The sequence below is a fragment of the Pseudoalteromonas sp. SIMBA_162 genome, from assembly GCF_046535955.1.
GTDB lineage: Bacteria > Pseudomonadota > Gammaproteobacteria > Enterobacterales > Alteromonadaceae > Pseudoalteromonas > Pseudoalteromonas marina.
This window is the reverse complement of the sequence record NZ_JAWJBQ010000006.1, coordinates 159,027-172,565: the sequence shown is the minus strand read 5'-3', so window position 1 is coordinate 172,565 and position 13,539 is coordinate 159,027. Positions and strand designations below refer to the sequence as shown.

The following is a 13,539-nucleotide window of genomic DNA, read 5'->3' as shown; positions in this document are numbered from 1 at the left end:
ATACATATGACTCCTTGGCAAACATATCAACAAGATTTAAAACGAGATGACTTTGTACACGACGCAGCACAAGAAAATGCTGTGCGCCACTTGCAACGTTTATACGATGACCTCACGCAAGCAAAACCAAAATCAACAGGTTTTTTCGCTAATTTATTTGGTAAAAATGAACCAGAACCTATAAAAGGCTTGTATTTTTGGGGCGGAGTTGGACGTGGAAAAACGTATTTAGTTGATACTTTTTACGAGGCTTTGCCAAGTGATCGAAAAATGCGCGTGCATTTTCACCGTTTCATGCACCGTGTGCATGACGAATTAAAAAAACTAAATAATACGACCAATCCACTGGAAAAAGTAGCGGATATATTTAAATCAGAAACAGACATCATTTGTTTTGATGAATTCTTTGTGCAAGACATAACGGATGCCATGTTACTGGGTGGTTTAATGGAAGCGCTTTTTGCTCGTGGAATTGTTTTAGTCGCTACCTCTAATATTGTGCCTGACGATTTATATAGAAATGGCCTACAGCGGGCTCGTTTTATGCCTGCCATTGAACTGGTAAAACTCAATACTGAAATAGTGAATGTAGATTCGGGTATTGACTATCGACTGAGAACCTTAGAACAAGCTGAGATTTTTCACAGCCCGCTTGATGAACAAGCGGATAAAAATCTATTTGAATATTTTGATAAGTTGTCTGCTGAACCGGGTCAACTCGATCAATCTATAGAAATAGAAGGGCGCTTAATAAAAACGCGCAAAGTAGCTCAAAGTGTCGTGCTATTCGAATTTAGTGAATTGTGTGAGACTGCACGTAGCCAAGTTGATTATATGGAAATTAGCCGTTTATATAACACGGTAATTATTTCTAATGTAAAACAGCTTGGCCAAAGTAATGATGATGCAGCAAGGCGCTTCATTGCTCTAGTAGATGAATTTTACGAACGCCACGTGACGCTAATTATTTCAGCAGAAAAACCGATTACCGAACTTTACACCCAAGGTAACTTAAATTTTGAATTTAAACGCTGCATAAGCCGTTTACAAGAAATGCAGTCGTTAGAGTATTTGGCAAGAGAACATTTAGCTTAATAAAAATTAGAATGCCGGTCGTTTTGCGCTCTCAACACTTATTTTTAAATAGCGATAATTTTCTTGTGGGAAAAACAACCGATCGGTAGCAATGTGATTTAAGTGCTGGTATACTCCCGCGTCTGCCACGTTGCGTTCTATGCCTTCATATAGTTTAGCCACTAATGAGCGGCGCAAAAGTCTAAAACTCGAAGGGGTTATAGCAAACTTAGAGCAGTAGTTAATATTAACTACTTGTGGTTTTAATTGAAAAACATTGGATTTTTATAAATGAAAACGTTTGTTGCTAAACCAGAAACAGTAAAACGTGACTGGTACGTAGTTGACGCTGAAGGTAAAACTTTAGGTCGCATCGCTACTGAAATCGCTCATCGCCTACGCGGTAAGCACAAAGCTGAATACACTCCACACGTAGATACTGGTGATTACATCATCGTTATCAACGCTGAGAAAGTTACTGTAACTGGTAACAAATTCAAAGATAAAGTGTACTACGCTCACTCTGGTTTTCCAGGTGGCCTTAAGTCTACTACTTTTGATAAACTTCAAGCTGCAAAGCCTGAAATGATCATCGAAAAAGCAGTTAAAGGCATGTTGCCACGTGGTCCTTTAGGCCGCGCTATGTACCGTAAACTTAAAGTTTACGCAGGTACTGAGCATAACCATGCTGCACAACAGCCTCAGGTTCTAGACATTTAAGGAGCACTATCATGGCAAATCAATACTACGGTACAGGTCGTCGTAAAAGTTCAAGTGCTCGCGTATTCTTACGCCCAGGCACTGGTAACATCGTAATCAACAAGCGCTCTTTAGAAGAGTACTTTGGTCGCGAAACAGCACGCATGGTTGTTCATCAAGCTCTTGAGCTTGTTGATATGACTGAAAAATTTGACCTTTTCATCACCGTTTCTGGTGGTGGTACAACTGGTCAAGCTGGTGCTATCCGTCACGGTATCACTCGTGCACTTATGGAGTTTGACGAGTCACTTCGTCCACAACTTCGTAAAGCAGGTTTCGTTACTCGTGATGCACGTAAAGTTGAACGTAAGAAAGTGGGTCTTAAGAAAGCGCGTAAGCGTCCACAGTTCTCAAAACGTTAATCTATACGTTATCAAGAATTCAAAAACCCAGCTTATGCTGGGTTTTTTGTTATTGGCGATAACTTTCTTCTGATTCCTTTGAGCTTTAAAAAATTGTTAGCCTAAGCTGTAATTGCAAATTACTGTTTATGATGATCACACAGTGTAATAACGGCGTATTAATTGAACGAAAGGAAGTAAATAGCCAGATAGGTGCAAAAAAGTTAAATAATTATCGTAATTAGTTTAAATCCATCAGTTAATTGATGGAATTTTTTGCTACAATTGGCGTGGAAGTAAAACGATCAAGTTTTATAACACTATGTGTAGTCTTAAAACTTCCGCTTAGTGGAGTTGATCTTGGTCACTACATCGTTTTTACAGAAGTGATATTATTACTTTTCGGCTCGTGCTCGAACTAGCTTAATCAAACCATTGGTGAAATTAATATTTTTCAAGACCTGAGTTGTTAATAACCTTGTTTTAAACAAGGGTTTTAATTATTATCATTTCTATTTTAAAAATTTCGAATAATTAACCTGCTGTAACTGATGTTCTCAATATAGCAAGTGTTGAGAATCGTAAGTGGAGATAAGTGGATGAGCAATGCGCCTGTAGACAATGGCCGACGTCGCTTTTTAACCATAGCTACCTCTGTTGTTGGTGGTGTTGGTGCGGCTGGGGCTGCTGTTCCTTTTATTGCGTCTTGGAATCCAAGTGAGCGAGCTAAATCTGCGGGTGCGCCTGTAGAAGTAGATATAAGCAAACTTGAGCCAGGACAATTAATACGTGTCGAGTGGCGTGGTAAACCTGTATGGGTTGTATCACGAACCCCAAAAATGCTTGAGCAAATGAAAGAACATGAAGGTCAACTTCGTGATCCGCAATCGCAAGAGCCACAACAATTAGAATCATCAACAAATGACTACCGTTCATTACGTCCAGAGATTTTTGTCGCTGTAGGTATTTGTACGCATTTAGGATGTTCACCTAGCTTTTTACAAGGTGGCTTTGGTGAAAAAGTGGAAGGGACTGATGATGGTTTTTATTGTCCATGTCACGGTTCTAAATTTGATATGGCTGGCCGTGTTTTTCAATCGGTTCCAGCACCATTAAACTTAGAAATTCCACCATATACTTTTCTTGATGAAACCACTATTTTAGTGGGCGAAGAACAAGGGGTGGCCTAATGTTTGGTAAGATTATTGGTTGGATTGACGACAGAATCCCAATGACACGTGTTTGGAACATGCATATTGCACAGTATCCAGCACCTAAAAACTTTAACTTTTGGTACTTCTTTGGCTCATTAGCAATGTTAGTACTAGTTAACCAAATACTGACCGGTATTTGGCTAACAATGAACTACGTACCGTCTGCTGAAGGTGCATTTGCATCAATAGAATATATCATGCGTGATGTAGATTATGGCTGGTTACTGCGCTATCTGCATTCAACCGGTGCATCAGCATTCTTCATTGTTGTATACCTGCATATGTTCCGTGGCATGATCTACGGTTCTTACCAAAAACCACGTGAGTTACTGTGGTTGTTTGGTATGTTTATTTTCTTAGCCCTAATGGCTGAAGCATTCATGGGTTACTTATTACCATGGGGCCAAATGTCGTTCTGGGGTGCACAGGTAATCATTTCATTATTCGGGGCTATTCCTGTTATTGGTGATGACCTTACACTTTGGATCCGTGGTGACTACGTAATTTCTGGTGCAACGCTTAACCGCTTCTTTGCATTACACGTAATTGCACTGCCATTGGTTATTGTTATCTTAGTATTTTTACACATTGTTGCACTACACGAAGTGGGTTCTAATAACCCAGATGGTATTGATAACAAACGTAAAAAAGGCACTGTTCCTGAAGAAGATAAGCCTAAATTTAAGTTCCATGAATACTACACTGATAAAAAAGACATTATTGATGCGATTCCGTTCCACCCTTATTACACAGTAAAAGATATTGTGGGCGTGGTTGGTTTCTTAATCTTGTTCTGTTGGGTTGTGTTCTTTATGCCTGCTATGGGTGGTTTCTTTTTAGAGGCGCCAAACTTTGAAGCGGCAAACCCACTTAAGACACCGGAACATATATTCCCTGTTTGGTACTTCACGCCATTCTACGCAATCTTGCGCGCAATCCCTGATAAATTAATGGGTGTTGCAGCAATGGGTGCGTCAATTGTAGTACTTGCGTTATTACCTTGGATTGACCGTGGTTCAGTTCGCTCTGTTCGTTACCGTTGTGGTTTCCACAAATGGAACATTGCAGGCTTTGTTGTTACTTTTGTTCTTTTAGGTTGGGTTGGTGCTACACCGCAAACTGACTTTAAAACAATTGTTTCGCAAGTTTGTACTGTGACTTACTTTATGTTCTTCGTACTGTTATTTGTTTACAGTAAGAATGAAAAAACTAAGCCATTGCCTGAGAGGTTAACGAAATGATGAAAAAACTAATAATTGGTTTATTCGCTTTATCAGTAAATATGTTACCTGCAATGGCGGCAGGCCCGTCAGTTCCACTAATGGACGCGGGTAACGATATATCTGATCAGCCATCTTTGCAGCGCGGCGCTAAGTTGTTCATGAACTACTGTCTTGGTTGTCACCAAATGCAGTATCAGCGTTATGAACGTACTTTCCGTGATATTGGTATTCCAACGGAAGTTGGCCAAGAGCAGCTTATTTTTGATGGTTCAAAAGTAGGTAGCCATATTAAGAACTCAATGGCTAAAGATGATGCAGCAAAATGGTTTGGTGCGGCTCCGCCGGATTTAACTAATGTTGCACGTGTACGTGGAAGTGACTGGATTTACACGTACTTGAAATCATTTTATAAAGATGAGTCTCGTCCGTTTGGTGTAAATAATACGTTATTTCCATCAGTAGGTATGCCACATGTTCTACAAGAACTTCAGGGTGTTCCTACTCCTATAACTGAAGAAGTAACTGTTGACGGTGTAACAACTGTACATATCACAGGTACTGAAACAGATGGCTCAGGCGAGATGAGTGTAGATGAGTATGACCAAGCTGTTCGTGATTTAACGAATTTCCTAGAGTACGTAGGTGAACCTACTCGACTTGAATCGGAAGCGCTAGGTATTAAGGTAATTGGGTTCTTAGTTATCCTGTTTATCTTGGCATTTATGCTTAAGAAAGAATACTGGAGAGATGTTCATTAAGTTTGAACATATTTAAAGGTAATTTTGCAATAGGGGCTTAAGCCCCTATTGCTGTTTTAGTTATTTAATGGAGGTAGGCATGGCCGTAGCTGCCAATAAGCGCCCTGTAATGACCCTTTTCTCTGGGGCTAACTGTATGTATAGCCATCAAGTACGTATCGTACTTGCAGAAAAAGGTGTAAGTGTAGATATTCATTTGGCTGAAAAGGATAATCTGCCAGAAGCACTTCACGAAATTAACCCTTACGGTACAGTGCCAACACTGATTGACCGTGAGCTTGGTTTATATCAGGCAAATATCATCATGGAATACCTTGATGAACGTTTCCCTCATCCTCCACTAATGCCTGTTTACCCGGTAATGCGTGGTCGTAGCCGTTTAATGATGCACCGCATTGATACTGATTGGTACAGCTTAGCTGCTAAAATCAGCAATAACACATCAGATGCAGCACAAGCTCGTAAAGAGTTAACTGAGGCATTACTTGCAGTAGCTCCTATCTTTAGCGAAGCTCCTTACTTTATGAGTGAAGAGTTTAGCTTAGTAGATTGTTACTTAGCACCACTACTATGGCGTTTACCTGAGTTTGGTATTGAGCTTAATGGTGCAGGCTCTAAAGAGATGAAAGAGTACATGATCCGTTTATTCGAACGTGAATCATTCCAAGCCTCTTTAACTGAAGCTGAGCGTGAGATCCGTTTATAATGACGCCTAATCGTCCTTATTTATTACGTGCTTTTTTTGATTGGATAGTCGATAACGAATGTACGCCACATATTGTGGTGGACGCTGGTTTTGCGAATGTGCAAGTGCCTACACAATTTGTGCAAGATGGACAAATTGTGCTTAACATTAGCCCATCAGCAGTAACACAGTTTTCGTTAGACCTAACCCAACTTAGTTTTAACGCGCGTTTTGGCGGTCAGCCAATGCAAGTTTATGTACCTTTAGGTGCTGTGCTTGCAATTTACGCCCGTGAGAATGGCGAAGGTACAGTCTTCACTGCAGACGAGTTTGTAGAGGACGAAGACGAGTTTGATACAGGGCTAGAAAGTGTTGATTCATCTGAGTATATAGATGAAACACCGCCAGAAAAACCTGAAAAGAAAAAAGGCTCACATTTACGTGTTATAAAATAATATGTAGATTACAAAAAAACCGCTTAAAAGCGGTTTTTTTATCGCTGTAATTTAGTGGCTTTTAATTAATATATTCAAATACCTTTACTACTCGCTCAACGCCCGACACATTGCGTGCAATATCAACTGCACGATTAGCTTCATCTTGAGACACCAAGCCCATCAAATAAACCTCAGCGTTTTCTGTAACCACTTTAATGTTATTGCTACTAATATCTTTAGCTGCTAGTAACTGTGCTTTTACCTTTGAGGTAAGCCACGAATCATGAGTTTGAGTTGTTATACCAATATTTGAGCCAATACGAAGTTGGTTATGAATTTTACGAATACCGGCAATCGCTTCTACGGTTATTTGTGCTTCGTTTTTCATTTCCTGATTAGCAACTTGACCAACAAGCAAAACAATACCATTGACACTTATAGCGTTAACTCGAGCAGACTTTTCTAGGCGTTCAACTTCACTAATAGCAATGCTAGCTTTAATTTCTATATTGTTATCATCGATTTGAGAGCCTATAGTGCGACGGTCGTTTGCAGCGGTTACTGCACTGGCAGTGCCGGCTACAACAGCTGCAGCACAGCCTTGTAATAATACAACGGTACCTAAAATAATAAGGGAGCGTTTAAACATAATTTTCATCCTGCGGGAAAAGCGTTAAATCTATAAGTTCACTTAAACAATGTAAGTTAGTTAAATGCGACTCTATAATACGGCTTGGACGTTTAGACGGTGTTCTTATTTCAACATCATTAGGGCCAAGTAAACCTACTAATTCACCGCCATCGTCACCGACCATTACAATGACCTTCATATCGCGTGTAAGTGCAGCTTCAACGGCTGAAATTACCTGCTTTTCATTGCCATTAATTGCTAATACCAATAGTAAGTCACCTTGCTGAGCGAATGCACGGATTTGACGGGCAAATGTATCGTGATCATCACTGTGATTGTTTTGTCCAAGATTTATATTTCCTTGTGACAAAGCAATAGCAGGCAAGCAAGGACGCTCTGTTTCGTAGTGATTGACCAATATACCCGCTATATGTTGCGCAAGCATATGACAGTTAGCTGTCCCGCAACAAATTAACTTATTACCGTTAATAAGGCTTTGTGCAATTGTGAACGCGGCCGATTCAAGCGCACTGGGAAGGACCTCTCCAGCGGCTATTTGAACTTGAATACTTTCTGTGAAAATTTCTTTTATCGTGTCTTGCATAGCCTACCAATTCTTTTTAGTATTTTTAAAATACGTTTTTAAGCCAATTATATGTAGGAGATGATTCTCCGGTTATGGCTACATAGTCAATTCTTAATGCCTGATTTGTTAAGTTTTTAGCTGCTAAGTAATGATGAATACTACGTTTAAGCCGTGCTTGTTTTTGAGCGCTGAGCGCATAATTTGCACCACCTCGAGCATTGTTTTTGCGAAACTTCACTTCCACAAAAACAAGGGTGTTACCCTCTTTCATAATAATATCGAGCTCACCAAAGGGGCAGTAATAATTACGCTCTATAGGCTTTAAACCTTGCGCTACTAGGTATTTTTGCGCTTGTAGTTCGTAGTACTGACCTTTTTCACGACTATTTTGCCACAGCTCTTTAAACCACGACATGCCGCCCCCTTAATTTATCGTTTTTACACCGCTAGCCGACTGCATAAATAAGGGCACAGGGCGTTGTGTTTTTAACTGCACAGACTTAATTTGGCGATTAGTATATTGAGCCCAATCAAGTACGCGTTGAAGGTGTCCATTACTATTAACCGATAACTTACCGCTCAAACCGCTAAATTGATTGCCAGGCATTAAGCTCAACTGCCTAATGTCGTTAATAACGAGTACAGCATCGTATGCCATGGCGAATAAGCGCTGGCTAATATCGGCTTGCTCGGGCCAAAGTAAATTATACTGCTCACGTAAGTTATGTTGTGTGATTTGTGAGTTAAGCATCCAAGGTAGTTCTGTGAAATACAGGCCGTCTAAATCGCCTTTGTCGGTTGAGTCAATTTGCTTACTGTGACTTTTTGAGCTCGCATACAGCGGAATTCGCTCTGAGAATGTACTCACATTTACATCAAGGTAGGGCTTAATTAAGCGTGTTTCTATTGCATCACCTAAAATATAAATTACATCAATATCACTGCGTGAGCGTGTTTCACTTTCAACTTCTTGCTTAAATAAGGCTTTTATTGTTTTTATACGCTCTTTAGATTGATCAACTTCTAATAAGCTACTAATCGTTTTTGGCATGTCTTGATTGTTTTCATAAAAACCAATTTGAGGTTTAGTCTCGCTGTAGCGTTGCCATTGCTGATTAAAAAAATCAACTAAGCGGTGGCCATTCGTATTTTCTGGAGCGAGTAGCATGGGTTTTTGATACCCCATAGCTAGAAAATGCTCTAAAGCTTGTTCAACTTCGTGCTCTGGGTTTAGGGCAAAATAGTAGTGTTGGAGCGAAATAGTGTCTCCATCGAATGTATTTAAATGCAACGTAGGAATATTAATAAGCGTTTCAGCTGCCGTAAGCTTATCTATGTTCGCTTTAAGTAGTGGCCCAACTACAAAGTCAGGGTTAATTTGGTCAAGTTTTGCTGCAATGTCTGCAGTACTTAAATTTTCATCAATAAAAATAGCTTCATTAATATTTTGTTTATCTAATGCGGCTAAAGCTCCTGCTTTTAAAGCATCACCTAGGCGTTCGTTAGGACCTGATTGAGGGAATAACAAAACTAAGCGGTCAATGTTCAAAGGTGCTAATTCAACAAAGTTTTCATCTTGTTTAGGTAACACGGCTCCAGCAGGGTGCCCCACGTAACGGCGTCGCCAATTATTTATTGCTTGATCTAACTCTACACCGCTACCTGCATATACTTGATGGTATAAAGCAAGATTTACCCAGCCTTGCTGGATAACTGAGCCACGGTTAAAACGCTCCAGCGCATAAGAAGAAAGCTGTTTTAGGTTATCCCATAATTGTTGGTCGAGTTGTGGTATATCAATATTATTTTTTGTAGATGTTTCTGATGCTCTAAAAAAATAGGGAGCCGCTTTTTTAGGGAAGTTTTGTGAGGCGTAAATACTGGCTGTTAAAAACTGATGCCATGCAAAGTGTTCAGGTTGTGTCAGTTGACCATCTAACGATTGTAAAATAATCAAAGACTGGTCATTTTTATTTTGTTGCTTTTGCGCGTATGCAATATAAAGGCGATTTTGAGTTTGATCAACACTCGCTGTTAACTCTAGGTCGCTACCAATTTGCTCTAATAATGGCCAGTTCTTCTCAGAAATAGCAGCATCACGTGCGCTATACAATAATTGTATTTTATCTGCACCTTCGCGATTTACGGCCAATTGATAGATAGATTGAGCATTAGTCGCTTGATTTTTTAGCGCATTAGCACTGCTGCTGAAGTTATCGCTTTTTTTAATTGGTTTTTCGGTTGTGCTACACGCCGATAACCCTGACAATATAATTAATAGACCAACTAGTTTAAGTCGCACAATGATTTCCCAATAGGTTAACGCGATTTGCTTATATTACTGACTGACGCAGGAGACCTCAATGTTAAATGAGGAGAATTCACATAAAATTGGCACTCTTTACGTTGTTGCCACCCCAATTGGCAATTATGACGACTTAAGTCAGCGTGCTATCGCGACATTATCGCAGGTTGACTTAATCGCTGCTGAAGACACTCGCCATACAGGTAAGCTCCTTAGCCATTTTGGTATTAAGGCAAAAACATTTGCATTACATGATCACAACGAAAAACAAAAAGCACAGCAAATTATCGATCAGCTTAATCAAGGATTAAATATTGCTTTAGTATCGGATGCAGGCACGCCACTCATTAGTGACCCTGGATATGCGGTTGTAAACTTATGTCGTGAGCAAGGGGCAAGCGTAACCCCAGTACCAGGTGCGTGCGCTGCTATAACCGCGGTGTGTTGTTCAGGGCTGCCTACCGACCGCTTTCAGTTTATTGGTTTTACACCGGCTAAAAGTAAGGCTCGCCAAGATTTTTTTATTGATGCGATTAACTCAAGTATTACCAGTATAATGTACGAAAGCACACACCGTATTATGGCAAGCCTAGACGATTTAGAAACTGCGCTTGGCAGTGAGCAGCAGGTCGTATTTGCCAAAGAGCTAACTAAAACGTTCGAAACTTTTTTTAATGGCTCAGTGAGTGAGCTAAAGCAGTTTTTAACAGATGATCCCACTAAGCAACGCGGCGAAATAGTTCTCATGCTGCCGGGCAAACCTAAGGTGGTAGACGACATTCCACCAGAGGCTCGTAAAATGTTGGCTCTACTTGAAAAAGAAATGCCAATGAAAAAAGCGTGCGGTGTTGTAGCTGAGTACTTTGGCATGAAAAAAAATGCACTATACAAAACAATTATTGAAGAAAAAGAGTAAATATTACTGCGCTTGGCTTTAGCGTCATGTATAATGCGCGCCGAGTCAGCCAAGATAATCGCTGCCTGTGACGAAAATGATCAGGGGGAGGAAAGTCCGGGCTCCACAGGGCAGAGTGCCAGCTAACGGCTGGGGGGCGTGAGCCCACGACAAGTGCAGCAGAGAGAAGACCGCCAACTTCGGTTGGTAAGGGTGAAAGGGTGCGGTAAGAGCGCACCGGGCCGCTAGTAATAGTCGGTTGCAAGGTAAACTCCACTCGGAGCAAGACCAAATAGGGTTCCTTATGGCGTGGCCCACGTTGGAACCGGGTAGGTTGCTTGAGCCATAGAGCGATTTATGGCCTAGACGAATGATTATCACTTTCTTCGGAAAGGACAAAACCCGGCTTATAGGCTGACTCACTCATTCAATAAAAAGCCCGCAGTTAACGCTGCGGGCTTTTTTGCATCTAAATTTTATTAACTTAAATAATATTCTTTCCTTGTTCAGGATCCCTTGACTGCTCTGCTTGTTCGCGTATTTCGTCAGTATCACTGCTTACATCGTTAAGTGTTTGGGTTTGCTCGTGGGTTTCCGGTGGTTTCTTTTCATTTAAACGCTCTTTTATTGCTGAGCTTGAAAAATCCTCGCCAGAGGCATTTAATAAAATTCGTTCTCTAGCATCATCCGGCATACTTATATTTTGCTCAGTAAATTCATTAACTAGTTCACGCATAAGCTGAGAGCTTACTTTAAGTGGACTATGCTGCTCGCTATTAACCCAAAAATATAAAATAAAGTTTATTGTTGATGAGCCTAAATTTTTTATAAGTACTTGTGCTGGGGGATCGTTTAATACGGCCGTTTGTTTGTTTGCTATATTTAGAGCAAGCGTTTGCGCGCTGCGTATGTCGTTATCGTAGCCTATACCTATTTCCACTTTACCGCGCATTTTGGGGTTGGCAGTTAAATTTTTGATGGTATTTTTATACACCGTAGCATTAGGGATTTGAATGTGATTACCATCGTAATCAACAAGCGTTGTGGCACGAGCCGTCACTTTTTTTATAACGCCTAAACGTCCATCTACTTCAATTACATCGTCTATTTTAAACGGGCGTTGTACACTTAAAAGTAAGCTTGCTATAAAATTTTCTGCGATGTCTCTAAAAGCAAAGCCTAATATTAAGCCTATTAAACCGGTCCCACTCATTATGGCTACCGCAAATTCAGTAAGCCCTGCTAAACGTAAAAACAGATACAGGCCTAATAAAATGACTAAAGTGCTAATTCCGCGCCTTACAACCAGCAAAACTAGCTTACTATCGGTTACTAAATTGATAGGTTTTATGAGCATGCGTGAAAGAGGGCCTGCTGTAAAATAGCTGATAGCGAGTAAGAGTAAACCTAACAACAAGGTGGGTAATATTTGCGCTGTAGCGTGAACTAATTGCATGCTTTGGTCATAAAAAAATTGCCACGAAAACACATTTCCTTCCATTACGGGGTTCAATGAGGGGGTACTGGCAGCTGATGGTACGTCTGATGCTATTGTAGGCATTGGGTTTCTTCCGTGTTTAGTTACTTTTACTTTAACAGCAAGTTTAATACCAAACACTTTTTTTAAGTTGGCAGTTATTTTGCTTCATTAAAGTACTAATTATAGTGAGATTAAGTATGAAAAAGCCAAAAAGAGGTCAACATGCAGAGCAACCAGCACATATTCCAATTAAGGGCTGGTGGGATATTGCTAAGCGTATTTTTGCGCGCATGAGCAAAGACAATTTATCTTTGGTTTCTGCCGGAGTGGCATTTTATGCGTTACTTGCTATTTTCCCAGCTATTGCTGCTTTGGTTTCTATATACGCTTATTTTGCTTCACCTGCAGAGATCAGTGAGCACCTAAGGCAGTTTACAACCTTAATACCAAATAGTTCGCGTGAACTGATTTTATCGCAAATTTCAGAGCTCACGCAAAGCTCTCAGGCGCGGCTAACTTTAGGGGCGTTAGGCACGTTATTACTCACTATTTGGAGTAGCTCTAAGGGAAGCCAAGCATTAATTACAGCCTGCAACATAAGTTATCATGAATATGAAAAACGTTCTTTCTTGAGGGCGCAGTTTGTTCGTTTTATGTTTTCGGTAGGTGCTATTTTAGTCGCTATTTTTGCGCTGTTGATTATAGGTATTTTGCCTATAGTACTAAATTTAGTAGGTCTCAAAGACAGTATTGATTTGTTAATTAAGGTCGTGTCGTGGCCAATACTAGCCCTTACGTTTAACTTTGCATTGGTGCTTTTATATCGTTACGCACCGCATAGAAAAGCGGCTAAATGGCGTTGGATAACGCTCGGCTCTGCTATTGCAACCGTATTTTGGATTATAGCATCTATTGGCTTTTCATTTTATGTATCGCGCTTTTCAAGTTATAACGAAACTTATGGATCCTTGGGTGGGGTGGTCATCATGCTAATGTGGTTATATATAAGCGCGTACATCGTCACCATGGGAGCCGTTATTAACGCAGAAACAGAGCAGCAAACGGCAAAAGACAGCACAATTGGACCAGAGAAAGAGCTAGGTGAACGCGGCGCGTATGTTGCTGATCACCTGGGTATCAAAAACGATTAA

General features: G+C 40.4%; 15 protein-coding genes and 1 other RNA gene. 11 read left to right on the top strand and 5 right to left on the bottom strand.

The annotated features are described in order from the left end of the window. Positions 1-6 precede the first annotated feature (6 nt). From zapE to R0J88_RS06575, 8 genes are all read left to right on the top strand, one after another. Positions 7-1,095: a cell division protein ZapE gene (gene zapE, locus R0J88_RS06610; protein WP_010555667.1), complete on the top strand. Its 1,089-nt coding sequence runs from the start codon at positions 7-9 to the stop codon at positions 1,093-1,095. Between the two features lie 270 nt (positions 1,096-1,365). Beyond that, positions 1,366-1,794: a 50S ribosomal protein L13 gene (rplM, locus tag R0J88_RS06605; protein WP_002957960.1), complete on the top strand. Its 429-nt coding sequence runs from the start codon at positions 1,366-1,368 to the stop codon at positions 1,792-1,794. Between the two features lie 8 nt (positions 1,795-1,802). Then, on the top strand, positions 1,803-2,195 hold the full coding sequence (gene rpsI / locus R0J88_RS06600) for a 30S ribosomal protein S9 (RefSeq protein WP_086007041.1): 393 nt from the start codon (positions 1,803-1,805) through the stop codon (positions 2,193-2,195). 578 nt (positions 2,196-2,773) lie between these two features. Continuing rightward, entirely contained in the window at positions 2,774-3,364 is a 591-nt protein-coding gene (gene petA, locus R0J88_RS06595; RefSeq protein ID WP_006792117.1) for a ubiquinol-cytochrome c reductase iron-sulfur subunit, read from the top strand. Next, positions 3,364-4,629 (top strand): cytochrome b, encoded by a 1,266-nt coding sequence (locus R0J88_RS06590; protein ID WP_006792118.1) that lies wholly within the window; start codon positions 3,364-3,366, stop codon positions 4,627-4,629. Before petA ends, R0J88_RS06590 begins: the two co-directional genes overlap by 1 nt. Next, the gene (locus tag R0J88_RS06585) at positions 4,626-5,369 is read left to right on the top strand and encodes a cytochrome c1 (RefSeq protein ID WP_006792119.1); all 744 of its coding nucleotides are present in this window, start codon (positions 4,626-4,628) and stop codon (positions 5,367-5,369) included. The genes R0J88_RS06590 and R0J88_RS06585 overlap by 4 nt, the downstream gene beginning before the upstream one ends. 79 nt (positions 5,370-5,448) lie before the next feature. Then, on the top strand, positions 5,449-6,075 hold the full coding sequence (sspA, locus tag R0J88_RS06580) for a stringent starvation protein SspA (protein ID WP_006792120.1): 627 nt from the start codon (positions 5,449-5,451) through the stop codon (positions 6,073-6,075). Further along, positions 6,075-6,509 carry a ClpXP protease specificity-enhancing factor gene (locus R0J88_RS06575; protein WP_006792121.1) on the top strand — a complete coding sequence of 145 codons (435 nt, stop codon included), beginning with the start codon at positions 6,075-6,077 and terminating at the stop codon, positions 6,507-6,509. Before sspA ends, R0J88_RS06575 begins: the two co-directional genes overlap by 1 nt. Before the next feature lie 61 nt (positions 6,510-6,570). On the opposite strand, the gene dolP is transcribed toward R0J88_RS06575, so the two are convergent. Genes dolP through R0J88_RS06555 form a run of 4 tightly spaced genes read right to left on the bottom strand, consistent with a single transcriptional unit; the run spans position 6,571 to position 10,010 of the window. Continuing rightward, positions 6,571-7,140 (bottom strand): division/outer membrane stress-associated lipid-binding lipoprotein, encoded by a 570-nt coding sequence (gene dolP, locus R0J88_RS06570; protein ID WP_008130334.1) that lies wholly within the window; start codon positions 7,138-7,140, stop codon positions 6,571-6,573. After that, complete coding sequence (locus R0J88_RS06565; protein ID WP_410899460.1) at positions 7,133-7,726, bottom strand: SIS domain-containing protein; 594 nt, start codon at positions 7,724-7,726, stop codon at positions 7,133-7,135. The genes dolP and R0J88_RS06565 overlap by 8 nt, the downstream gene beginning before the upstream one ends. 25 nt (positions 7,727-7,751) lie before the next feature. Continuing rightward, a complete protein-coding gene (locus R0J88_RS06560) occupies positions 7,752-8,123 on the bottom strand; it encodes a YraN family protein (RefSeq protein WP_006792124.1) in 372 nt (123 codons plus the stop codon). Between the two features lie 9 nt (positions 8,124-8,132). After that, positions 8,133-10,010 (bottom strand): penicillin-binding protein activator, encoded by a 1,878-nt coding sequence (locus tag R0J88_RS06555; protein ID WP_410899459.1) that lies wholly within the window; start codon positions 10,008-10,010, stop codon positions 8,133-8,135. Between the two features lie 61 nt (positions 10,011-10,071). On the opposite strand from R0J88_RS06555, the gene rsmI reads away from it, so the two are divergent. After that, positions 10,072-10,929, top strand: coding sequence for a 16S rRNA (cytidine(1402)-2'-O)-methyltransferase (rsmI, locus tag R0J88_RS06550; RefSeq protein ID WP_276754156.1), 858 nt, complete (start codon positions 10,072-10,074; stop codon positions 10,927-10,929). A 41-nt stretch (positions 10,930-10,970) separates the two neighbouring features. Continuing rightward, positions 10,971-11,334, top strand: an RNA gene (gene rnpB, locus R0J88_RS06545) — RNase P RNA component class A. Positions 11,335-11,392: 58 nt separating this feature from the next. Here rnpB and R0J88_RS06540 read toward each other — a convergent pair. After that, complete coding sequence (locus tag R0J88_RS06540) at positions 11,393-12,409, bottom strand: mechanosensitive ion channel family protein (protein ID WP_410899470.1); 1,017 nt, start codon at positions 12,407-12,409, stop codon at positions 11,393-11,395. Between the two features lie 176 nt (positions 12,410-12,585). On the opposite strand from R0J88_RS06540, the gene R0J88_RS06535 reads away from it, so the two are divergent. Continuing rightward, on the top strand, positions 12,586-13,539 hold the full coding sequence (locus R0J88_RS06535; protein WP_008130339.1) for a YihY/virulence factor BrkB family protein: 954 nt from the start codon (positions 12,586-12,588) through the stop codon (positions 13,537-13,539).